The sequence below is a fragment of the Ewingella sp. CoE-038-23 genome (assembly GCF_040419245.1).
Taxonomy (GTDB): Bacteria; Pseudomonadota; Gammaproteobacteria; order Enterobacterales; family Enterobacteriaceae; genus Ewingella; species Ewingella allii.
Genome location: NZ_JAZHOH010000001.1, coordinates 3,536,158 through 3,557,771, shown reverse-complemented (window position 1 = coordinate 3,557,771; position 21,614 = coordinate 3,536,158). Strand labels below are relative to the sequence as shown.

Here is a 21,614-nt window from a genome sequence, read left to right as displayed (position 1 = left end):
ATAGTTATCTCTCTGCGGCGCTATTATTTTTTTGAGCTTATGCTCTCTACTTACTATGGTTATATTCCCAGTGCCGACGCATTTTGCTCAACAAAACGACAGCCTGCAACTTTATTCATAATATCCATGGATAAGGTAGGTGTTAGTGAATATATCAATATTCGCTACGCAAACGGTTTCGTCAGGCTCCGGCTTTCTTTATAATAGCCCGCGTTTTCCCCCTGTTGCGCCCAATGAAGCACTACGGTCAGTTGCTTCGAAGACGAGAGATCTGTGATTATGGAAATACTGCGTGGTTCGCCCGCTTTGTCGGCTTTTCGTATTAATAAGTTATTGTCCCGCTGTCAGGATGCTCATCTCCCCGTCAGTGATATCTATGCCGAATATGTACACTTTGCTGACGTCAGCGCGCCGCTGAATTCGGACGAACAAACCAAGTTACAACGCCTCCTCAAGTACGGTCCTTCTCTCGCTGAACATGCTCCTGCTGGCCGCCTGCTGCTGGTCACGCCGCGCCCGGGCACTATCTCTCCCTGGTCTTCCAAAGCCACCGACATTGCGCACAACTGCGGTTTGTCTCAGGTCTTGCGCCTTGAGCGCGGTCTGGCGTTCTACGTGCAGGCAACAAGCCTGACCGACGAGCAGTGGCGTCAACTGGGTGCCCTGCTGCATGACCGTATGATGGAAACCCTTTTTGACCGTTTTGAAGATGCCGAAGCGCTGTTCGCTCAGCACCAGCCTGCACCGGTGCAGTCCGTGGATATTCTCGGCGAAGGCCGTTCTGCCTTAGAAGCCGCCAATACCAAACTGGGTTTGGCGCTGGCACAGGACGAAATCGACTATCTGATGAACGCTTTCACGTCGTTGGGGCGCAACCCGACTGACATTGAGCTGTACATGTTTGCGCAGGCTAACTCCGAGCACTGCCGCCACAAGATCTTCAACGCCGACTGGATTATCGACGGTCAGGAACAGCCTAAGTCACTGTTCAAAATGATTAAAAACACCTTCGAACACACGCCAGATCACGTGCTTTCGGCTTATAAAGATAACGCCGCCGTGATGGAAGGTTCGCAGGTTGGGCGTTTCTACGCCAACGCCAAAGACGGCCTGTACGATTTCCATCAGGAACAGGCTCATATCCTGATGAAAGTGGAAACCCACAACCACCCCACGGCCATCTCACCTTGGCCGGGCGCGGCGACTGGCTCCGGCGGCGAGATCCGCGATGAGGGCGCTACAGGCCGCGGTGCTAAGCCGAAAGCCGGTCTGGTGGGCTTTTCGGTTTCCAACTTGCGCATTCCGGGCTTTGAACAGCCGTGGGAAGAGAACTTCGGCAAGCCAGATCGCATCGTTACCGCGCTGGATATCATGACCGACGGCCCACTGGGCGGCGCGGCCTTCAACAATGAATTTGGTCGTCCGGCGCTGCTCGGCTACTTCCGTACTTATGAAGAAAACGTCAACAGCCACAACGGCCCTGAGCTGCGCGGCTACCACAAGCCCATCATGCTGGCGGGCGGGATCGGCAACATCCGCGCTGACCACGTGCAAAAAGGCGAAATCACCGTCGGCGCTAAGCTGATTGTGCTGGGCGGCCCGGCGATGAATATCGGTCTGGGCGGCGGCGCGGCGTCCTCAATGGCTTCTGGCCAGTCTGATGCTGATCTGGATTTTGCTTCCGTACAGCGTGATAACCCAGAGATGGAACGCCGCTGTCAGGAAGTGATCGACCGCTGCTGGCAGCTGGGCGAAGCTAACCCAATTTTGTTCATCCACGACGTCGGCGCGGGCGGTTTATCCAACGCCATGCCTGAGCTGGTGAGCGACGGCAATCGCGGCGGTCGCTTCCAACTGCGCGATATTCTCAATGACGAACCGGGCATGAGCCCGCTGGAAGTCTGGTGTAACGAATCCCAAGAGCGCTACGTGCTGGCAGTCTCTCCGGCCCAGCTTGAGCAGTTCGACGCTATCTGTAAGCGCGAGCGTGCGCCTTATGCCGTGATTGGGGAAGCCACTGAAGAGATGCACCTGTCTCTGGAAGACAGCCATTTCGACAATCAGCCAATCGACATGCCGCTTGACGTGTTGTTAGGCAAAACGCCGAAAATGACTCGCGACGTCACCACCTTGAAAGCCAAGGGCGACAGCCTAAATGCGGCAAACATTCAGCTGACGGAAGCCGTAAAGCGCGTAATGCATTTACCGGCCGTGGCGGAAAAAACCTTCCTCATCACCATCGGCGACCGTACGGTCACTGGCATGGTGGCTCGTGACCAGATGGTTGGCCCGTGGCAGATCCCGGTTGCTGACTGCGCGGTCACTACCGCCAGCCTCGACAGCTACCACGGCGAAGCCATGTCGCTGGGCGAGCGTGCTCCAATTGCACTGCTGGATTTCGCGGCTTCTGGCCGCATGGCCGTCGGCGAAGCGCTGACTAACCTTGCCGCAGTGGAAATTGGCAACCTGAAACGCGTGAAGCTCTCTGCTAACTGGATGTCCGCTGCTGGCCATCCGGGCGAAGACGCTGGCCTGTACGCGGCGGTGAAAGCCGTCGGCGAAGAGCTGTGTCCGGCGCTGGGGATCACTATCCCGGTCGGCAAAGACTCTATGTCGATGAAAACCCGCTGGCAGGAAGGCAACGAGCAGCGCGAAATGACTTCTCCGCTCTCTCTGGTTATCACCGCGTTTGCTCGCGTCGAGGACGTGCGCAGCACGGTAACTCCACAATTACGCACTGATAAAGGCGACACCGCCCTGCTGCTGGTCGATCTGGGCCTTGGGCATAACGCGCTGGGCGCTACCGCGCTGGCACAGGTTTATCGCCAACTGGGCGACACGCCTGCCGATGTGCGCAGCGCCGAACAGCTGGGCGGCTTCTTCAACGCCATGCAGGCGCTGGTGGCCGATCGCAAGCTTCTGGCCTACCACGACCGTTCTGACGGCGGCTTGCTGGTGACGCTGGCAGAGATGGCCTTCGCGGGCCACTGCGGCCTGAATGTGGACATTGCCGCCTTGGGTAAAGATGCGCTGGCGGCGCTGTTCAACGAAGAGCTGGGCGCTGTGATTCAGGTTCGTGCTGAGGACCGTGGCGCAGTTGAAGCAACCTTGGCTAAATTCGGCCTTGGCGACTGTTCTCACTATCTGGGCAGCGTCGAGCAGGGCGATCGTTTTGTTATCACTCAGGGCGACAAGCCGGTCTACAGCGAAAGCCGCACCACGCTGCGTACCTGGTGGGCGGAAACCACCTGGCAGATGCAGCGTCTGCGCGATAACCCTGAGTGCGCCGACCAAGAGCATGAAGCCAAAACCCATGATCGCGATCCGGGCCTGAACGTGAAGCTTAGCTTCGCACCAGACGAAGATGTGGCAGCGCCTTACATTGCTAAAGGCGCGCGTCCGAAAGTGGCGGTGCTGCGCGAGCAGGGTGTCAACTCACAGGTTGAAATGGCGGCGGCGTTCCACCGTGCTGGTTTTGATTCCATCGACGTCCATATGAGCGATCTGCTTAGCGGACGCCGTGACCTGCAAGATTTCCACGCGCTGGTGGCCTGCGGCGGCTTCTCCTACGGGGACGTGCTGGGGGCTGGCGAAGGCTGGGCGAAATCGGTGCTGTTCAATGACCGCGTGCGCGAAGAGTTTGAGGATTTCTTCCATCGTCCACAGACTTTGGCGCTCGGCGTGTGTAACGGTTGCCAGATGATGTCCAACCTGAAAGAGCTGATCCCGGGGGCTGAACACTGGCCGCGCTTCGTGCGTAACCTGTCCGATCGCTTCGAGGCTCGTTTCAGTCTGGTAGAAGTCACTGCTAGCCCATCCATGTTCATGCAGGGCATGGCGGGTTCACGTATGCCAATTGCCGTTTCCCACGGTGAAGGCCATGTGGAAGTGCGTGACGCTGTGCATCTGTCCCAGCTCGAACATGCCAACCTGGTGGCGCTGCGTTTTGTGGATAATAACGGTCAAGTGACGGAAAACTATCCGGCTAACCCGAACGGTTCACCAAACGGTATCACCGCCGTGACTAACCTATCGGGCCGCGTCACCGTCATGATGCCGCACCCTGAACGCGTATTCCGCACCGTGAGCAACTCGTGGCACCCGGAAGAGTGGGGCGAGGACAGCCCATGGATGCGCATGTTCCGTAATGCCCGCAAACAGCTGGGCTAATGGTTAGTTAAAATGAAAACCGGAGTGCTTCTGCCTCCGGTTTTTTTGTGCTCGATAAAAGTATTTGCTTAAAAACACAGCACTAGCAGATAAGAATTCAGATATAGTATTAATCCTAAGTTATTACTTATTGTTTATTCAGCATCTTTTTTTTAATGGATAAGTTAATTTTTATCGTTTTCTATAAGGTGCCTCTGCTTTTTTAGTTATTAAAGCCTAGGATTTATCTCAATATTATCTCACTGTTTTTGGATTGTTAGATTCTGGAATATTTCCTTACAAAACGACAACTCGGTGTTTAAACCTTATTTAACCATCTGTTGCTAATATGCTCTTTGGATAAAGGGAGTATTAAGTTAAATGGTTATTTCAAAAAAAATTACATCATGGATAGTGATATTATCCTGCATTCTACCTGTGACCGTTTTTGCTGGCGCTGAGCCGGCTGCACAGGCTACATCACCAGAACGACCTGGCTTTATGGGTTGGTGGGACTCTTGGACCAATGACGTCTCAACAACCTGGAATGACTCGCCAAACAAAGATCTCTATCTGCCGGTTATTACTTGGCACAACCGTCTTACCTATGACAAAGAGAAAACAGATAAATATAACGAGCGCCCTTGGGGCGGTGGTTATGGTATTTCTCGTTATGATGAAAACGGCGACTGGCACGGCATCTATTTAATGGCCTTCAAAGATTCCCATAATAAATGGGAGCCGATAGGCGGTTATGGGTATGAGAAAATATGGCAACCGGCGCAAGATAAAAACTTCCGCTTGGGGTTGGGTTATACGGCGGCGGTGACGGCGCGGGATGATTATTCTTATATTCCCATACCTATTGTGTTGCCTTTAGCCTCGGTGGGTTATAACAAGTTAACCTTCCAGGCGACCTATATTCCGGGGACCTACAACAACGGCAACGTCTTTTTTGCCTGGCTGCGTTATCAGTTCTAACAAGGCTGTAATAAAAGTGTCACATTAACTGATTGATGTGACCTTGATCCCTCTCTGCTGTGATGTATTCCCCTATGCTGCAAATTCACCGTTGGAACTAATCTGAACAATAGATTGGGCCACGGTGGATGTCTATTGCCAAGGAAATCACAGAGGATCAACCATTGAAAAAATCTCGCCGCGTATTAGCACTGACAGCATTAGCCTGCTTGCTTCCAATGTCTGCCCCATCTTTTGCCGCCAATTCGTCACTGGAGTTGCAGCAAGTGTTGATTATGAGCCGTCACGGTATTCGCGCTCCTCTGGTCAATTACGGTGATGTGCTGGCCGAATCCACTACCCACACCTGGCCGAAATGGCAAACTGAAGGTGGCCTGTTAACGCCGAAAGGGGGGCAGGTCGAAGAGCATATGGGGCATTATTTCCGCGCGTGGCTGGCCAAAACTCAGCTGGTCCCGGCAGCGCAATGCCCAACGGCGGGGCAGGTATTCTCCTATGCCAACAGCCTGCCGCGCACCATCGATACCGCAAAACACTTTATCAGCGGAGCTTTCCCAGGGTGCGACTTGAGCGTGGTCAACCGGGTTGAAATCGGCAAAATGGATCCGGTATTCAACCCGATTATCACCGCCGAGGTGAATGAAAAATTTAAAACCGACGCGCTGAATTCGATTAATCAGCACGCCGGTGAAGGCGGGATTGATGGCCTGAATCAGCGCCTCAAGCCAAATTATCAGTTACTGCAAAACATCATGGATTACCAGAATTCCAAGGTGTGTAAGCAGGATAAACAGTGTGACTTGGCTTCTCAGCCCTCAACTGTTGTGCTGACTCAGGGCAAAGAGCCGGGGATCACCGGGCCACTGCGTATGGGAACCGGCGCGGCCGATGCCTTTATGCTGCAGTATTACGAAGGTTTCCCAATGAAGGACGTGGCGTGGGGGAAAATTAAAACCTCCGAGCAGTGGACGCAGTTGGAAACCATCAAAAACATGTACCATGAAACGCTTTTCGGCTCACCGGCGATTGCCGCTAATGCCGCAAAACCGCTGCTCACTTTCATCGCCGGGGCTTTAAACAAGGATGATGCGAAGTCAGAAGATCAGCAGTCGGCGCAAAAAGCCAAGTTGGCACTGCTGGTTGGGCATGATTCCAATATCGCTTCATTACTGGCGGCACTGAAAACCAAAGACTACAGCTTGCCGGGCCAATATGAACGCACGCCGATCAGCGGAGCCGTTGTGTTCCAGCGCTGGCATGACAAGAAAACCGACAAAGATCTGATGAAGATTGAGTACGTTTATCCAACGGCCAAGCAGATCCGCAACAATACGCCATTGAGCCTGAAAAACCCTCCGCAGCGTGTTACTTTGCAAATCGAAGGATGTGAAACCGATAAGCAAGGTTTCTGCCCGATGGATACCTTTACTCAGGTGCTACAGAAAGATCTTCAAGGCTAATTCGAAGGTCTGCCAGCCTATTAACCGGCAGATTGTAGAAGGGTGCTCAGAGATCGATGCACAACAACAACCAAGAGGCGGGGCATCGCGCCCCGCCCTTGGGTTGCCTTACCTTTTGGCTTCGTAAGCCAGGATGGCCGCAACCTCCGTGTCTCCTTGTTTGACTCGTAATTCGCACAGCGAACTACGCGTTATCCACGTAAACGCAATAAGCGTTATGCAGATAACAATCAGACTGATTAACACCAGTTTTTGTGGCATCTCGGCCTCCGCTGCCTTGCCTTTCGGCGGGTAAGAGGCTACCTTTATGTTGTTGGGACATAAGAGTGGCCTCGGGTTGATTTACTCAATTCGGGGCTTTTCTCTTTCCGCGCCTTACAACATCAATTGACTGCTGCTCAGAACAGAAAGATCCTGAGCACCCGCGCGAAGTGTATCAATCTCAAGCTATCCTACAAGTGTTATTCGCCGTTCTGCTTTGATAATTTATTTTATAATCAAAAGGTTATTAGCTGATCGGGTAAGCTTTTTCGTTAATGGACTCAAGCCTGCTGAGCTGCATTTTTGAGGCGGCATAGAAAGATCTTCAAAGCTAATTCGAAGGTCTAACAGGCTATTAACCGGCAGATGATAGAAGGGTGCTCAGAGATCGATGCACAACAACAACCAAGAGGCGAGGCATCGCGCCCCGCCCTTGGGTTGCCTTACCTTTTGGCTTCGTAAGCCAGGATGGCCGCAACCTCCGTGTCTCCTTGTTTGACTCGTAATTCGCACAGCGAACTACGCGTTATCCACGTAAACGCGATAAGCGTTATGCAGATAACAATCAGACTGATTAACACCAGTTTTTGTGGCATCTCGGCCTCCGCTGCCTTGCCTTTCGGCGGGTAAGAGGCTACCTTTATGTTGTCTGGCATAAGAGTGGCCTCGGGTTGATTTACTCAATTCGGGGCTTTTCTCTTTCTGCGCCTTACAACATCAATTTGACTGCTGCTCAGAACAGAAAGATCCTGAGCACCCGCGCGAAGTGTATCAATCTCAAGCTATCCCACAAGTGTTATTCGCCGTTCTGCTTTGATAATTTATTTTATAATCAATAGCTTATTAGCTGTTTAAGTAAGCTTTTGCTTACAGGAAAAGGCATGCCGGGCGGGATTGTTCAGGTACCAAAGAAAGATCTTCAAGGCTAATTCAAAGGTCTGCCAGCCTATTAGCCGGCAGATTGTAGAAGGGGGCTCAGAGATCGATGCACGACAACAACCAAGAGGCGGGGCATCGCGCCTCGCCCTTGGGTTGCCTTACCTTTTGGCTTCGTAAGCCAGGATGGCCGCAACCTCCGTGTCTCCTTGTTTGACTCGTAATTCGCACAGCGAACTACGCGTTATCCACGTAAACGCAATAAGCGTTATGCAGATAACAATCAGACTGATTAACACCAGTTTTTGTGGCATCTAGGCCTCCGCTGCCTTGCCTTTCGGCGGGTAAGAGGCTACCTTTATGTTGTGGAGCATAAGAGTGGCCTCGGGTTGATTTACTCAATTCGGGGCTTTTCTCTTTCTGCGCCTTACAACATCAATTTGACTGCTGCTCAGAACAGAAAGATCCTGAGCACCCGCGTGAAGTGTATCAATCTCAACCTATCCCACAACTGTTTATTTACTCTCCAGCTTTAGCGATTTAATTGCTAATCAAAGCGTTATTAGTCGCTTAACTAACCTTTTCCGCTACCTGATAATTGCCGCATCTTCTCTTCTGGCGCGCCGTTATGTCTTCGACTTCTCATTATCTTCATGCTCGACAACGAGCCGATATTCACCAGCTTTCGCAGGCGTGGTGGTGGCGGCTGGAAATGCCGACATGGATATTGATGGTGACAGTTTACAGCGGTTGGTTCGCCGTGGTTTATTTCTGGCAAACGCTGGGCGCGTGGGTGGCGACACCTCTATTGGTGCTGTTTACTACTTGGTATATGTCGTTACAGCATGAGTTGATCCACGGCCATCCGACCCGCAAAGCCTGGCTGAACCAGCTGTTTGGTACCTTGCCCTTGGCGGTTTGGTATCCGTACGCTTTATACCGTGACTCGCATTTGCATCATCATCGCAATGACCACCTCACTTTGCCGGAAGACGATCCTGAAGGTTACTACTTTACCCGCGCGCGCTGGGAGCGATTCCCCGCGTGGTTTGTTGCCGTGATTAAGCTGCGCAATACTCTGCCGGGGCGGATGATTGTCGGCCCGTTGCTGGATATCTACGCCACGCTTTCCGGCGCGCTGATGGCGTTGTTCAAAGGTGAGATAAAAACCATCGCGATGTGGGTGATTCATATCGTGATGCTTGCAGCGCTGCTGTACTGGATGAGCCTTCGCGGCTTGTCGCCAGTTTATTTCGTCATTGCGGTTAGTTACCCGGCGCTGAGTTTAACCAAGCTGCGCTCTTTCTTCGAACACCGTGCTCACGAAGCGCCGGAGGCTCGTTCGACGCTGAATGAGGCCGCATTCGCCTGGCGTTTATTGTTCCTCAATCTCAATTACCATCTGGTGCATCACGATTTACCCGGCCTGCCATGGTATGCCTTGCGTAAGGTGTATCTGGCTGAAAGAGAAGCCTATATTCGGCGTAGTGAAGGTTTTTTGGTGGAAGGCTATTCCCAGTGGTTGAGTGAACACGCGTTGAAGCCAATTCATGTTGAAATTCATCCTTTAGCCCCAGGCCAGCCTGATGCGCCAGAAGCGTTCAGCGGCTATGATTATCAGCAACAGGTCCGTCAGGAATATTGAATTTAGGAGTGTTGCATGCTGGTTTCATTGCCGATGTATGGCGTACAGCTCAATGACGTCGAACAATTTTGGCAGGCGCTTCGCGATAAGTTAGCGGCGTCCGGTTTGGACTCTCTTCCCGCTAAACTTGAATGGCCCGATCGCCTTCTCGGGCACTGGCAGGAGAAGGATTTGCTGCTTAGCCAGACCTGTGGTTTTCCGCTGGTCGAGTTTTTGCCTCAGGTCCAACTGATTGGTACCTTCAATTACAGCGCGCCGGGCTGTAATGGGCCTTATTATCGCAGTTTTCTTCTGGCTCGCGCTGAAGATAGCCAAGCTACTCTAGCCGATTTTCGCGGCCGGACCGTGGCGTTCAACAGCACTGACTCGCAGTCAGGTTTTAACAGCCTGCGAGCTTTGATTGCGCCACTGGCTGAGAATGGAAAGTTCTTTGGCGACAGGCTGGAAACCGGCGGCCACCGCCACTCACTGGCTGCCGTTCAGCAGGGGCGTGCCGATATTGCTGCCATAGATTGCGTGACGCTGGAACTGCTGCGCCGCTATGTTCCACAGGAAGTCGAGGGGTTGAGCATTATCGGCCAGACGGCCGCGGCGCCGGGTTTGCCGCTGATCACTTCGGCGTCAACTTCGCCGGAGATGCTCAGCATTTTGCGGCACGCCGTGACTCAAACTATCGCCGCTCCTGAGAATCAGGTGCTGTGCGAAAAGCTGCTTATCAAAGGTTTTACGGTGCTGCCGCGCGAGGAGTATCAGGTGATTCACCAGATGCGAGATGCCGCCTTGCAGCTTGGCGTGAGCCAGCTCTAAATCTCTTCATGCAATAAAAAACCGGACCTCAGAGTCCGGTTTTTTTATTGCCACGAACAATCGCGTTTTAGTGGGTTTCGATAGGGTAGTCTTCGTCGATGCTGCCCCATTCGGCCCATGAGCCGTCATACAGCATGACATCCTTCACGCCGAGCGAATCCAACCCAAACGCCAGTGCGGCGGCAGTCACGCCGGAGCCACAGCTGGTGATGACCGGCTTATTCAGGTCAACGCCCAGACGCTCAAAGGTGGCTTTCAGCTCCTGTGGCGACTTCAAATGGCCGTTATGCGTCAGTTCTGTGAAAGGCACGCTCAGGCTGCCGGGGATATGGCCGCCGTGCAGGCCCGGACGAGGCTCCGGCTGCTCTGCTTTGAAACGGCCCAGCGAGCGCGCGTCGATGATTTGCACCTTGCCCAATGAGTCCATAACTTGCTGGGAGTTAACCACCACCGGGCGAATCAGCTTGGCGTTAAAGGTGCTCGGGACGCGAACAATTTCACCACTCTGGGTTGGGCGGCCCTCGGCTTTCCAGGCATTAAATCCGCCATCCAGCACGCGCACGGTTTTCGCACCGAAGCTGGTCAACATCCACCAAACTCGGGGTGCGGAGAAGAGATCGCCTTCGTCATAAAGGATGATGGTTTGGGTGTCAGCGATGCCTAAACGGCCCATCGACGCGGCAAATTCCTCGGCGGTTGGCATCATATGCGGCAGGCCGGTGGTGCAGTCAGAAATGCTGTCGACTTCGACATAAATTGCGCCCGGAATATGTGATTCAAGATACCTACCGTGGAAATCAATCGGCGGCGTGATACCCGGTTTGGATTTGCTACAGTCGATGATCACCACGTCCGGCGCATTGAGGTTTTTTGCCAGCCATTCGGTTGAAACAGTATGTGCAGAAGAGCTCATTTTGATGCCTTATCCTAGTTATTCGCAGGGGGTAATTTTTAATTTATTCAGTCGGTTAAGTCACTGGGTATTAATGAATACATCCAGGCGTTGCGTGGCTGGCCGTGATAGTAGAGGCGATTGCGGTGCAGGCCTTCAGAGACGGCGCCAAGCTTTTCGGCAACGCGGCGGCTACGCAGATTCTCCTCCATGGCGACGATTTCCACGCGGGTGAGGCCCAGCTCATTAAATGCAAAATAGGCCGCCGCTTTCGCCGCGATAGTGGCCAATGATTTACCCGTAAAGCCGCTGCGGATCCAGTAGCCAACATTGCCAAATTTGTAATCAGTATTGATACGGTTCACGCTCACCGCGCCGACTATTTGCCCGCTGTGGCGATCAAAAATGCAGAAGTTATATTCCACACCGCGAAGCTGCTTTTCTGCACATTCCAGCAAATATTTGCGGCTATCTTTCAGTGCGTAATGCTCGGTGCACCAACCTTCCCACGCGCCGATTTCTTTTACAGAGTCACTGATCGCATCGAAATGAAGCTGAGCTTCCAGTTCCGTGGCGACACGGATCTCGATATTGTCATCCTGATAGATCTGGCGAATTTGCATGAATGAGTCCTGTCAGGGCGTTAATAGGGATGTGGAAATAGGCTAATTCAGCCTCACATATCTCTGATAAACCGTCAATTGGGCTTAGTGCTGTTCGATAAGCATCACCAGTTTGAATTCTGCATGGCTCGCCGGGAAGAAGGTCTGCTGGCGATACACCATTTCGCCCTGAATCGGATGCTGGAAGCGGCGTTCTCCCCCTTCGCGGCCCAGCACGTCCTGCTGCGTCCACCACTGGTCGAACACTTCACTCTCTTCGCGCAGCGCCATCACGCTTTGGCGAATCTCATCTGAATGGGCGTAATGTGCACTTTCGGCACGAAACTCGGCTACCACGCGCTTGGCGCGCTGCGACCAGTTGACTACCAGCGTGCGGGCCAGCGGATTGAGAAACATAAAGCGTAGCAGGTTCGGTTGGGAATCCACCCCCAGCCAGCCCGCGAAAAGCTGCTCGGCCTGCGGGTTCCAGCTCAGCACGTTCCAGGCGCTGTCCAGCAAATACCCCGGACAGTTGAGCTGATGCACGGATTCACGAATGCGTGCGTCCGGCGCGTTATCGGTAATTTTAGCCTGCGGATCTTTGATCTCAGCAAGGCTAAAGAGGTATTCGCGCGCGGCACTCTCCAACCTTAGCGCCTGCGCCAATCGATCAAGCGTCGCGGCGGAAATCGACACGTCTCGCCCTTGCTCGATCCAGGTATACCAAGTGGTGCTGATGCCGCTGATTTGCGCCAACTCCTCGCGGCGCAGCCCGCTGGTCCGGCGGCGCGGGGAGCTTGGCAACCCGACATCTTGCGGCGAAGTACGCTCGCGCTGTGCTCGCAAAAATGCGCCTAATGCCTTCGGGCCATTCAGAGGATCGTTGTTATTCATCGCCGTCGCTACTCAGATTAAAGACTCAGACAGGGTGTTATTAATACTAGTATAAATGCTCATATTGTACCCGTATAAAACAGTACCTATAGTGTTTCTACGGCCATTTTGGCTAAGGCAGCATCATCGGCAAAACAACAATAACAAACAGACGGGAGCACTCAATGGAAAGCAAAAACAGTCACAGCCAGACGGTCGATAAGCAGTTCGGTTCACAGGCGCAGGATTACTTAACCAGCGCGGTTCACTCACAAGGACCTGATTTACAAAGATTAGCCAAAGTGTTGCAGTCACACTCGGACGCCCGAGTTATCGACTTAGGCTGTGGAGCTGGGCACGCCAGCTTCGTCGCGGCGAAGGCGGTAAAAGAGGTGGTGGCCTATGATTTGTCAGCGCAAATGCTGGAAGTGGTCAGTCAGGCGGCGAAGGACAAAGGCTTAGCCAATATCAGCGTCGAGCAGGGCGTGGCGGAGTCACTGCCTTTCGCCGACAGCAGTGCCGACATCATTATTAGCCGTTACTCTGCACACCACTGGCACGACGTCGGTCAGGCGCTGCGCGAGGTGCGCCGCGTGCTGAAGCCCGGCGGCATTATGATCATGATGGATCTGGCTTCTACCGGCCAGCCAGTGAAAGACATCTTTTTGCAGACCATCGAAAAACTGCGCGATACCTCGCACGTCCACAACTATGCGCCGGGCGAGTGGCTGACGCTGTTTAGCGAAGCTGGGTTGTTAGTCCAAGAGTTAACCTCCGGGCGCACGCAGTTAGAGTTTAAAAGCTGGGTTGAGAGAATGCGCACTCCAGAGCACTTTGTGGTGGCGATCCGTGAGTTGCAAAAAGCGATGTCAGACGAAGTGATTCAGCACTTTGAGATCCAAGAGGACGGTACTTTTACCGTGGATTTGGCCTTTATCATTGCCAAGAAAAGTTAGCCGGTAGGACTGTTTCTATAAAACTGTCTTTATAAAAGAAGAAGGGCTGCGAGATAAACCGCAGCCCTTTTTATTGGCGTTTTTAATTAGCCTTTCTTAAAGATTTTCTGGCCAAGCATCACGACGCCCAGCACGGCGGCACCGACAATCAGGCCGACAGCCAGATCGGTTGCACCGGTGATAAGCGTGCTGACAAAGCCCTGATGCCCGTGATTAAGCACTTCAACCAGACTGTGCATGAAGGGCAAACCGTGGCTGATGATGCTACCACCCACCAGGAACATGGCGATGGTACCGACCACGGAGAGGGTTTTCATCAGCAACGGCGCGGCGTTAACCACCATGCCGCCAAACGCGCGTACGCCGTTCATTAGGCTGTTTTCACCCCGCAGCTTGCTCAGATACAAACCCGCGTCATCGATTTTCACAATCAGCCCGACCAAACCATACACGCCCAGCGTCATGGCGATAGCAATCAGCACCATCACGGTCACTTGGCTCATAAACGGCGCGGCGGCGACGGTTCCCAGAGAAATCACAATGATTTCCGCCGAGAGAATAAAGTCGGTGCGCACGGCGCCTTTGATCTTCTCTTTTTCTACCTTGGCAATATCAGCGTCGGATTTAACCTCGCGCGAGGCGTCCGCTTTTTGCTGCTTATCTTTTTTGCCGTGCAATAGCTTGTGCGCCACCTTTTCGAAACCTTCATAACAAAGGTATGCACCACCAATCATCAACAATGGCGTGATTGCCCAAGAGGCAAACGCGCTGATTAATAGTGCCAGCGGCACCAAGATTGCCTTATTAATCAATGAACCTTTTGCCACTGACCAGACAATAGGTAACTCTCTGTCAGCTTTAACGCCGCTAACTTGCTGAGCATTTAGCGCCAAGTCATCGCCCAGCACGCTGGCGGTTTTCTTGGCGGCCACTTTGCTCATTGCGGCAACGTCGTCGAGGATTGAAGCAATGTCATCGATTAATGCCAGAAGGCTGGTTCCAGCCATATACGAACTCCCTTCTCAAATAAGTAAAAAGAATCATAACAGCGATTGCCATCGGGCGTCGATTTGTGCGAATCTGCTTCTCGAGCTGTAAATATCCGTCATCAAACTCCATCAAAAATCCTTAATTGCCTGCAGCTTCCTGACACTGAAATTTTCGCTTTCATTCTCTCCTCATTTTCGTCACAAAGATTAAGCATCTTTACGGCGCATTACGTCATCTTGCATTGGCTGGCGGATAATTAATTCAACGGAAAACATCCGCAAAAATTAATTAACCGAATTTAGAACAGCAAACAGCAAAGGTGTGCATCATGAAAATCTTACCTATTATTGCAGCAGCCATTATCACTACCGCTTCTTTCTCTGCTCTGGCAGCGACGCAAATAACTTCAGCGCAGGCTGATAGCGGTAATTACCAATCATTAGGCGTAGTTTCTGTCAGCCAAATGAGCGGGGCACCTGGCAGTATTAAAGATCAATTGAAAGCCGAAGCTGCCGACAAAGGCGCGAGCCACTACCGCGTTATCGGGGTCAGCACCCCAGGCGACTCCAGCCTTGAACGCGCAAGCGTAGAGCTTTATCGCTAAGCTTTAGCGAGAAGAAAGTGCCAGACCATCTGGTGATATCAAACCGATAAACAACTTCAAAAAGCCGACTGTGTAAGTAGTCGGCTTTTTTATTTTATATGTCCTTCTGTTTATTTTATTAATCTTTCTTACAAAGTAATAAAAAGGAATAAGCCAAAGCTCGGCTTAAAAGAGAATATTCTTATTCCGCTTTATAAACCCCGTCAAATTTGAAAAATAAATGCAGGAATTAATTAATTCTTAAGAATTTTTCTATCTGATAGCGGTCTACTTTCCCAGGGGTTATAAAACATGCTAAATGCGACAAAACTGACGATCAGAAACACCCGGGTATCGCTGCAGAATCAATTTTTCTATCTACAGAATTTTATCTCTTCGCCACGAACGATGGGGACACTCATGCCGTCGTCGCCGTGGTTGTGTCGCTCAATGCTCAGCCAAATTGACTGGGCCAAGTCCCTTAAGATTGCTGAGCTTGGCTCGGCGGACGGCGTGTTGACCAAGCGTATTCTGAGCAACATGCGGGCCGATGCCCATCTTCAGGCGTTTGAGATCCAGCCAAGCTTTGTGCATAAGCTTAACCTGATTGACGATCCGCGCTTGCAGGTGATGGCGCATTCGGCGGAGTTTCTGGAGGGGGATTTCGACGCCATCTTCTCCTGCCTTCCACTCTTATCAATGCCCACGCGCATCAGCATGAAGATTTTGCAGCAGGCCCAGCAGCGTCTGAAAGCCAATGACGGTGTGATGGTGCAGTTTCAATACAGTCATTTATCCGAAAAAATGCTCTCTCGCTACTTTACCTGGCAGAAGATCCGCGTAGTGAAAAATTTCCCGCCCGCGCTGGTTTACGTGTGTAAGCCACGATAAAACGGGGGGATCAGCCCTAGGCAATAGGGTTGCTCTTCGCAAATATTGCGCCATCAGTATTTATGAGTATCATGCCCACTGCACAGGCGATGAACGCCAGCAGTCGGGCTATTCAACAGACCGCACATCTTAGAAGCTTCACTAACGGGTGATAAAAACCTGTTGATGAGGCTTTTTTGTTGTACTATCTCGCGAGTACAATTTGACGGTTTCGACACTCATCAGAATATTCATCTTTTGGATGAAAGAAGCTCCGGGGCTTAAAGGACAGCAGTAATGACTCAACCCATTTTCATGATAGGCGCACGCGGCGCAGGTAAAACCACGGTAGGCAGCGCGCTGGCGCAGGCGTTGGGCTTTAAATTCGTCGATACCGATAGCTATCTGCTGCAAACCTCAAACCTCAGCGTGGCTGAGATTGTTGAGCGCGAAGGCTGGGAGGGTTTTCGCCGTCGCGAAACTCAGGCGCTTGAAAGCACCAGCGCCCCCCAGACCGTGGTCGCGACAGGCGGTGGGATAGTGTTGGCGGCGGAAAACCGCGCCTTTATGCGCCGTACCGGCACCGTTATTTATCTGCGCTCTCCGGCAGCGACGTTGGCGCAGCGTCTTGAAGAGTCACCTCTGGAAGACCAGCGTCCTACGCTGACCGGCAAACCTATCACTGAAGAGATGTTAGAAGTGCTGAATGAGCGCGAAAATCTGTATCAGGAAGCCGCGCATATTGTGATTGATGGCACTCGAGATCCTGCCAGCATTGTCGACGCTATTTTGGATGCGCTGGCCGCGCCGGTGGCGCGCTAGTCTCTGGCTTTTTCAGTCATTAATAGTTAACGGGCCTGCTGGCCCGTTTTGCTTTTCAGAGGCTTCTGACTCCGGCTTTCGTAGCTCGCGCAGTTGAGTGTCTATACTTAACAGACTGCACGTTAATGCATTCACTCAAGTCCAAGGAGTTTTTATGCCGAGTCAGCCTCCCTATCCACGTAAAGCTTACATTGTGCCGGTTGAAAAAGGCGAATCGGGCAAAACCGAAACATGGTATGAACTGCGCGCCGACCATCCGAAACCCAATACCTTGATCAGTGAACATGAAACCGAAAGCGAAGCTTTGGACTCCAAACGTCGCTATGAAGATGAAGACATCAGTTAAAGCCGCCCTGGTCATAATTGATGCAATATTCTGACAATGAAATTCAATGCGGCTTATTATTCTGGAAAGCCGTGTTGAATCGTCTGAAAAGGCTTCTCCCTACCCCCTGTGAAGCATATTTAATCATCCTTATTTAACTTACAAAAAAGAAACATCTTGACCCTGTTCCTTATCGGATTTAATTTTTACTCAATCTTATAGGAACTAGGTTCCACATATCGGAACTATAAGCATGACCACATTAGAAAACGCTTCTGCGGTATTAAAATTATTCTCCCAACAAGGAAGCCGACAGGGCCATCCCGGCCTGTCGTTCAGTGACGTGGTCGAGCACCTGAAGTTGCCGAAAAGCACGGCATCGCGCTTATTAATGACGATGGAAGGGCAGGGATTGTTAGAACGCGATCCGGATAGCCGTTTATATCGCATTGGCAAGTTACTGCTGTCGGTGGCCAGCCACTATTTATCGGCGCCTTTGGTCGATGCCGCTTCGCCTTATATGGCGCAGCTTGGCCAGTTGACGCAGTGTACGGGCTATATTTCGATGCTGTCGGGGCGCGACATTATGGTCATGCGCATGTTCCCCGGCAGAACCTATTTACAAGTGGTGACACCGGCGGGGAGTTTACTGCCAGCTCATGAAACTGCCATTGGTCGCGCAATTTTGGCGCGCCACAGTATTGATGATGTCATTCAACGATTTGGCACGGATTATCGTGTTAATTCGATCAATTCTCCGCAAACTTTAGAGGCATTATTAGCTCGCCTTGCGGAGATACGGGAAAACGGCGTGTCTCATGCCTGCAACGAAACTCTGCAAGGCATCAGTACATTAGCCACCAGTATTAGCAATAAGCACCGCAATGAGATGGTGGGACTGTGTTTATCGTTTCCTTCGCCACAAGAAGGTCAGGATATTCCCGCCGGGATCAAAGAGGGGCTGCTGGCCGTCACTCAGCAATTAGCTGAAAAATTGGGTGATGAGTATTGGCAATAGACTGATACCTCACCGCGACTTTTTGCCAATTAAGCACTGTGGATCTTAATAGCGAAAATAACGCGTTTATTTGCACCAATCTCAGGGGCAGTTATGGCACAACATGAGCTTCAAAATAATAAGCAGAATCCACTCGGGGATGTTGGCACATTAATTGTGATGGTATTGCTCTCTTTATTGGGAGCCATCATCGGCGTGCAGTTGATAACGACGTTGGGCGTGACGCCTAACACGTCGATTATCGGCGCGTTATTTGCCATGCTGTTGGCGCGCATTCCTATGCAGGCCTTTCAACGTTATCGTTCTATTCACACACAAAACTTAGCGCAGACGGTGATCTCTTCCGCCACCTTTGGTGCGGCGAACAGCCTGCTGATGCCCATTGCTATCCCTTACGTTATGGGGCAGCCGCAGCTTATTTTACCGATGTTTATCGGGGTGTCCGTAGCCATGTTGCTGGACGCCTACCTGCTTTACCGGTTGTTCGACACCAAGGTGTTTCCGGCCAGCAACGCATGGCCGCCGGGCGTCGCCGCCGCAGAAGCTATCAAGGCGGGTGACAAAGGCGGGCGTCAAGCCTGGCTGCTGGTTGCTGGGGTTATAGTTGGCCTTGGCGGCGCGATGCTGAAGATCCCGATGGCCGCCTTTGGTACAGCGTTTATCGGCAATATCTGGGCCTTGAGCATGTTTGGCATCGGCCTGCTGATCCGCGCTTATGCGCAGCCATTGGCGGGCATGGATCTCAACGCGATGTACATCCCACACGGCATGATGGTAGGCGCGGGGCTGGTGTCATTGATTCAAGTGGTGCAGGTGGTGCGGGCGAAAAATGCCGAAGCCAAAGCCAGCTTCACTCAGCCCGCTACAGAGGTGCGTAAAGCACTGGGTCTGGGCGCCTTTGGTTATATTGCCATTGCCGCGTTGCTGGCGCTGGCGGGCGGTCTGTACAGCGAAATGTCGATCGGCATGCTGATTGCGTTCATCGTCTACGCCGCTTTTGCCGCTTTCTTCCATGAGTTGATTGTCGGCATTGCCGCCATGCACTCGGGCTGGTTCCCGGCCTTTGCCGTGGCGCTGATCACCCTGATTGTCGGTATCTTGATTGGCTTCCCGCCGCTGGCGCTCTGCGTGCTGACCGGCTTTACCGCCGCGACTGGCCCTGCCTTCGCCGACATGGGCTTTGACCTGAAAGCCGGATTTATCCTGCGCGGCTATGGCAAAGATTTACAGGCTGAACTGCTGGGGCGTCGTATCCAGTTGTTCGCCGCACTGATTGCTTTTGTGATTGCTATTCCGGTGGTCTGGTACGCCCACATCGGCTACTTCGCGCAGGATTTGGTTCCGCCGGTAGCCCGCGTCTACGCCAAGACGATTCAGGCAGGTGCACAGCCGGGCATTGCATACAGCTTAATGATTTGGGCCATTCCGGGCGCGTTAATTCAGCTTATCGGCGGGCCTAAGCGCCAGCTCGGTGTTCTGCTGGCGACCGGTTTGCTGATTAACAGCGTTATGGCTGGATGGGCGGTTATCACCGGTATCGTGCTGCGTATCATCATCATCCGTATTTGGGGTGAGAAGGGCCGCACGCCGATGGAGATTCTGGCGGCAGGCTTTATTGCCGGTGACGCACTGTACAGCTTCTTTAACTCGATTTTCAGCTCCAAGGCTAAATAATACTCCAACCCTTTCGAGTTCGGCCAGGGTACCGGCTGGCTCGAGAGACGACGAGAATACTGCACCAACACCAGGGCTCACGAAGCCAAACGTAAAAAACAGACTGATTCATTCTTTCATTCAATAGTGAAAAGAAATGAACGGCTATCGCGGCAGTTTTGGCATGTGCGCTCTCGTAGCGTCTGTCGCGAAGTATTAAGAGGAAAGCACCATGAGTTTGCAACAAACATTAACGGTGTTCGAACTGATCGATAACGCGTACGTCAGTGGTCAGGACGTGGTGGATTTGTTCGCTGGATATTCTGGCGTAACGGCCACTACGCACCGCGCGGATGGCCCGAAAGGCGGCACTGATTTTGTTAAAATCACGCTGCCGGGCAGCGACGGTAAAATCAGCGGCGGCAGTGCGCCAACGCTTGGGATTATTGGTCGCTTAGGCGGCATAGGTGCGCGTCCGACGCGCATTGGCGTGGTGTCTGACGCCGATGGCGCAATCGCGGCTATCAGCGCGGCTCTCAAGCTCGCTGAGATGCAGCGTAAAGGCGATGTGCTGGCCGGTGACGTTATCGTCACCACCCATATCTGCCCGAATGCGCCGACTCGACCTCATGATCCGGTGGATTTCATGGACTCGCCAATCGACGACGTCACCATGAATGACAACGAAGTGGTAGCGGGCGTGGACGCGATTTTGTCCATCGATACCACCAAAGGTAACCGAATCATAAACCATAAAGGTTTTGCGATTTCGCCAACGGTTAAAGAAGGTTATATTTTGCGCGTATCCGAAGATTTACTGCGCATTATGGAAATGACCAGCGGCAAACCGGCGGTGACTTTCCCAATCACCACTCAGGACATCACGCCTTATGGCAATGGTGTGCACCACCTGAACAGCATTCTGCAACCTTCAACGGCGACCGACGTGCCGGTGGTGGGCGTGGCAATTACGGCTGAATCAGTGGTTCCGGGCTGTGGGACGGGCGCAAGCCATGAAGTCGATATTGCACTGACGGCGAAATTTGCCGTTGAAGTCGCTAAAGAGTTTGGTCGTGGCACCTGTCAGTTCTTTGATGCCGACGAATATCAACTGTTGTTGTCGCTGTACGGAAGCTTGCGCCACCTGCAAAGCCGGAATTAAGCATTATGATGACTTCCTTTGCGACTCTGACTATCGGTCAGGCACCACGTAGCGACATCATGCCGCTGTTGATGGAATACCTTCCTGAAGATGCCGTGACCCACGTCGGCCTGCTCGACGGGCTGACTCCGGAACAAATCGAGCAGCGCTTCGCGCCCGAACAGGGTGAGCCGCTGCTGGTTTCGCGCCTGTTAGACGGCACGCAGGTCACTCTCGGCTCGTGGCACGTCGAGCGCGCCTTGCAGGAAAAAGTGGACTGGCTGGAAGAGCTGGGCTGCGAAACCATTTTGCTGCTTTGCACCGGCGAGTTTCATGGCCTGAAGGCCAAAACCGCGATGCTGCTTGAGCCGGACCGGATTATTCCGCCGCTGGTGGGCGCGATTGTTGGGACGCATCAGGTGGGCATTGTGGTGCCAGTGGAAGAGCAGATTGAGGAGCAGGCCAACAAGTGGCGTAAGCTGTCGAAAAAGCCCTGTTTCGCCGTCGCCAGCCCTTATCTGGCTGATGAAGCCAAGCTGACCGAAGCCGCGCTGGCCCTTGAAGAGCAGGGCGCGCAGGTGGTGGTGCTGGATTGCATTGGCTATCACCGTCATCATGGTGACTTGTTGCAAAGTAAGCTGGGCATCCCGGTTCTGCTGTCAAACGTGCTGGTTGCCAAATTGGCCGCCGAGCTTATCGTCTGAGTTACA

The 21,614-nt window shown here is 52.6% G+C and carries 21 protein-coding genes; 14 read left to right on the top strand and 7 right to left on the bottom strand.

The features are described from left to right. Positions 1-276 precede the first annotated feature (276 nt). The 3 genes from purL to agp all read left to right on the top strand — a co-directional run bounded on the left by purL (position 277) and on the right by agp (position 6,590). Positions 277-4,170, top strand: coding sequence for a phosphoribosylformylglycinamidine synthase (purL, locus tag V2154_RS17090; protein WP_353504020.1), 3,894 nt, complete (start codon positions 277-279; stop codon positions 4,168-4,170). 360 nt (positions 4,171-4,530) lie between these two features. Continuing rightward, complete coding sequence (gene pagP / locus V2154_RS17085) at positions 4,531-5,130, top strand: lipid IV(A) palmitoyltransferase PagP (protein WP_353503163.1); 600 nt, start codon at positions 4,531-4,533, stop codon at positions 5,128-5,130. 164 nt (positions 5,131-5,294) lie between these two features. After that, entirely contained in the window at positions 5,295-6,590 is a 1,296-nt protein-coding gene (agp, locus tag V2154_RS17080) for a bifunctional glucose-1-phosphatase/inositol phosphatase (protein ID WP_353503162.1), read from the top strand. Between the two features lie 108 nt (positions 6,591-6,698). Here the strand turns inward: agp and V2154_RS17075 are convergent, their stop codons facing one another. From V2154_RS17075 to V2154_RS17065, 3 genes are all read right to left on the bottom strand, one after another. Further along, positions 6,699-6,851, bottom strand: a complete 153-nt coding sequence (locus V2154_RS17075; protein ID WP_353503161.1) for a Hok/Gef family protein — start codon at positions 6,849-6,851, stop codon at positions 6,699-6,701. A 443-nt stretch (positions 6,852-7,294) separates the two neighbouring features. Beyond that, entirely contained in the window at positions 7,295-7,447 is a 153-nt protein-coding gene (locus V2154_RS17070; protein ID WP_353503161.1) for a Hok/Gef family protein, read from the bottom strand. Positions 7,448-7,888: 441 nt separating this feature from the next. Then, complete coding sequence (locus tag V2154_RS17065) at positions 7,889-8,041, bottom strand: Hok/Gef family protein (RefSeq protein WP_353503161.1); 153 nt, start codon at positions 8,039-8,041, stop codon at positions 7,889-7,891. Between the two features lie 314 nt (positions 8,042-8,355). Between V2154_RS17065 and V2154_RS17060 the strand changes: the two genes are divergently transcribed. Further along, positions 8,356-9,372: a fatty acid desaturase gene (locus V2154_RS17060; RefSeq protein WP_353503160.1), complete on the top strand. Its 1,017-nt coding sequence runs from the start codon at positions 8,356-8,358 to the stop codon at positions 9,370-9,372. Between the two features lie 15 nt (positions 9,373-9,387). Next, positions 9,388-10,179, top strand: coding sequence for a phosphate/phosphite/phosphonate ABC transporter substrate-binding protein (locus V2154_RS17055; protein ID WP_353503159.1), 792 nt, complete (start codon positions 9,388-9,390; stop codon positions 10,177-10,179). Positions 10,180-10,246: 67 nt separating this feature from the next. On the opposite strand, the gene sseA is transcribed toward V2154_RS17055, so the two are convergent. From sseA to V2154_RS17040, 3 genes are all read right to left on the bottom strand, one after another. Further along, entirely contained in the window at positions 10,247-11,092 is an 846-nt protein-coding gene (sseA, locus tag V2154_RS17050) for a 3-mercaptopyruvate sulfurtransferase (RefSeq protein WP_353503158.1), read from the bottom strand. A gap of 47 nt (positions 11,093-11,139) precedes the next feature. Then, a complete protein-coding gene (locus V2154_RS17045) occupies positions 11,140-11,694 on the bottom strand; it encodes a GNAT family N-acetyltransferase (protein WP_353503157.1) in 555 nt (184 codons plus the stop codon). A gap of 84 nt (positions 11,695-11,778) precedes the next feature. Further along, positions 11,779-12,567 carry a helix-turn-helix transcriptional regulator gene (locus tag V2154_RS17040; RefSeq protein WP_353503156.1) on the bottom strand — a complete coding sequence of 263 codons (789 nt, stop codon included), beginning with the start codon at positions 12,565-12,567 and terminating at the stop codon, positions 11,779-11,781. 164 nt (positions 12,568-12,731) lie between these two features. Between V2154_RS17040 and V2154_RS17035 the strand changes: the two genes are divergently transcribed. Continuing rightward, positions 12,732-13,502 carry a class I SAM-dependent methyltransferase gene (locus tag V2154_RS17035; protein ID WP_353503155.1) on the top strand — a complete coding sequence of 257 codons (771 nt, stop codon included), beginning with the start codon at positions 12,732-12,734 and terminating at the stop codon, positions 13,500-13,502. 86 nt (positions 13,503-13,588) lie between these two features. Here V2154_RS17035 and V2154_RS17030 read toward each other — a convergent pair whose 3' ends face one another. Further along, a complete protein-coding gene (locus V2154_RS17030) occupies positions 13,589-14,509 on the bottom strand; it encodes a DUF808 domain-containing protein (RefSeq protein ID WP_353503154.1) in 921 nt (306 codons plus the stop codon). 311 nt (positions 14,510-14,820) lie between these two features. On the opposite strand from V2154_RS17030, the gene V2154_RS17025 reads away from it, so the two are divergent. The 8 genes from V2154_RS17025 to V2154_RS16990 all read left to right on the top strand — a co-directional run bounded on the left by V2154_RS17025 (position 14,821) and on the right by V2154_RS16990 (position 21,608). After that, entirely contained in the window at positions 14,821-15,096 is a 276-nt protein-coding gene (locus tag V2154_RS17025) for a YdgH/BhsA/McbA family protein (RefSeq protein ID WP_353503153.1), read from the top strand. Between the two features lie 291 nt (positions 15,097-15,387). Continuing rightward, positions 15,388-15,966 carry a class I SAM-dependent methyltransferase gene (locus V2154_RS17020; RefSeq protein WP_353503152.1) on the top strand — a complete coding sequence of 193 codons (579 nt, stop codon included), beginning with the start codon at positions 15,388-15,390 and terminating at the stop codon, positions 15,964-15,966. A 276-nt stretch (positions 15,967-16,242) separates the two neighbouring features. Next, complete coding sequence (gene aroL / locus V2154_RS17015; RefSeq protein ID WP_353503151.1) at positions 16,243-16,767, top strand: shikimate kinase AroL; 525 nt, start codon at positions 16,243-16,245, stop codon at positions 16,765-16,767. Positions 16,768-16,921: 154 nt separating this feature from the next. Beyond that, the gene (locus V2154_RS17010) at positions 16,922-17,113 is read left to right on the top strand and encodes a YaiA family protein (protein ID WP_353503150.1); all 192 of its coding nucleotides are present in this window, start codon (positions 16,922-16,924) and stop codon (positions 17,111-17,113) included. A gap of 232 nt (positions 17,114-17,345) precedes the next feature. Further along, on the top strand, positions 17,346-18,110 hold the full coding sequence (locus V2154_RS17005; protein WP_353503149.1) for an IclR family transcriptional regulator: 765 nt from the start codon (positions 17,346-17,348) through the stop codon (positions 18,108-18,110). Between the two features lie 93 nt (positions 18,111-18,203). Beyond that, a complete protein-coding gene (locus V2154_RS17000; RefSeq protein ID WP_353503148.1) occupies positions 18,204-19,784 on the top strand; it encodes an OPT/YSL family transporter in 1,581 nt (526 codons plus the stop codon). 211 nt (positions 19,785-19,995) lie between these two features. Then, positions 19,996-20,925, top strand: a complete 930-nt coding sequence (locus V2154_RS16995; protein WP_034792482.1) for a DUF1177 domain-containing protein — start codon at positions 19,996-19,998, stop codon at positions 20,923-20,925. Between the two features lie 5 nt (positions 20,926-20,930). Beyond that, entirely contained in the window at positions 20,931-21,608 is a 678-nt protein-coding gene (locus V2154_RS16990; RefSeq protein ID WP_353503147.1) for an AroM family protein, read from the top strand. Positions 21,609-21,614: the final 6 nt, after the last annotated feature.

Excerpts from the sequence above, each read along its gene's own strand:
- pagP (WP_353503163.1), top strand. The coding sequence starts at position 4,531 with ATGGTTATTTCAAAAAAAATTACATCATGGATAGTGATATTATCCTGC.
- V2154_RS17075 (WP_353503161.1), bottom strand. The coding sequence starts at position 6,851 with ATGCCACAAAAACTGGTGTTAATCAGTCTGATTGTTATCTGCATAACG.
- V2154_RS17070 (WP_353503161.1), bottom strand. The coding sequence starts at position 7,447 with ATGCCACAAAAACTGGTGTTAATCAGTCTGATTGTTATCTGCATAACG.
- V2154_RS17065 (WP_353503161.1), bottom strand. The coding sequence starts at position 8,041 with ATGCCACAAAAACTGGTGTTAATCAGTCTGATTGTTATCTGCATAACG.
- V2154_RS17060 (WP_353503160.1), top strand. The coding sequence starts at position 8,356 with ATGTCTTCGACTTCTCATTATCTTCATGCTCGACAACGAGCCGATATT.
- V2154_RS17055 (WP_353503159.1), top strand. The coding sequence starts at position 9,388 with ATGCTGGTTTCATTGCCGATGTATGGCGTACAGCTCAATGACGTCGAA.
- sseA (WP_353503158.1), bottom strand. The coding sequence starts at position 11,092 with ATGAGCTCTTCTGCACATACTGTTTCAACCGAATGGCTGGCAAAAAAC.
- V2154_RS17045 (WP_353503157.1), bottom strand. The coding sequence starts at position 11,694 with ATGCAAATTCGCCAGATCTATCAGGATGACAATATCGAGATCCGTGTC.
- V2154_RS17040 (WP_353503156.1), bottom strand. The coding sequence starts at position 12,567 with ATGAATAACAACGATCCTCTGAATGGCCCGAAGGCATTAGGCGCATTT.
- V2154_RS17035 (WP_353503155.1), top strand. The coding sequence starts at position 12,732 with ATGGAAAGCAAAAACAGTCACAGCCAGACGGTCGATAAGCAGTTCGGT.
- V2154_RS17030 (WP_353503154.1), bottom strand. The coding sequence starts at position 14,509 with ATGGCTGGAACCAGCCTTCTGGCATTAATCGATGACATTGCTTCAATC.
- V2154_RS17025 (WP_353503153.1), top strand. The coding sequence starts at position 14,821 with ATGAAAATCTTACCTATTATTGCAGCAGCCATTATCACTACCGCTTCT.
- V2154_RS17020 (WP_353503152.1), top strand. The coding sequence starts at position 15,388 with ATGCTAAATGCGACAAAACTGACGATCAGAAACACCCGGGTATCGCTG.
- aroL (WP_353503151.1), top strand. The coding sequence starts at position 16,243 with ATGACTCAACCCATTTTCATGATAGGCGCACGCGGCGCAGGTAAAACC.
- V2154_RS17010 (WP_353503150.1), top strand. The coding sequence starts at position 16,922 with ATGCCGAGTCAGCCTCCCTATCCACGTAAAGCTTACATTGTGCCGGTT.
- V2154_RS17005 (WP_353503149.1), top strand. The coding sequence starts at position 17,346 with ATGACCACATTAGAAAACGCTTCTGCGGTATTAAAATTATTCTCCCAA.
- V2154_RS17000 (WP_353503148.1), top strand. The coding sequence starts at position 18,204 with ATGGCACAACATGAGCTTCAAAATAATAAGCAGAATCCACTCGGGGAT.
- V2154_RS16995 (WP_034792482.1), top strand. The coding sequence starts at position 19,996 with ATGAGTTTGCAACAAACATTAACGGTGTTCGAACTGATCGATAACGCG.
- V2154_RS16990 (WP_353503147.1), top strand. The coding sequence starts at position 20,931 with ATGATGACTTCCTTTGCGACTCTGACTATCGGTCAGGCACCACGTAGC.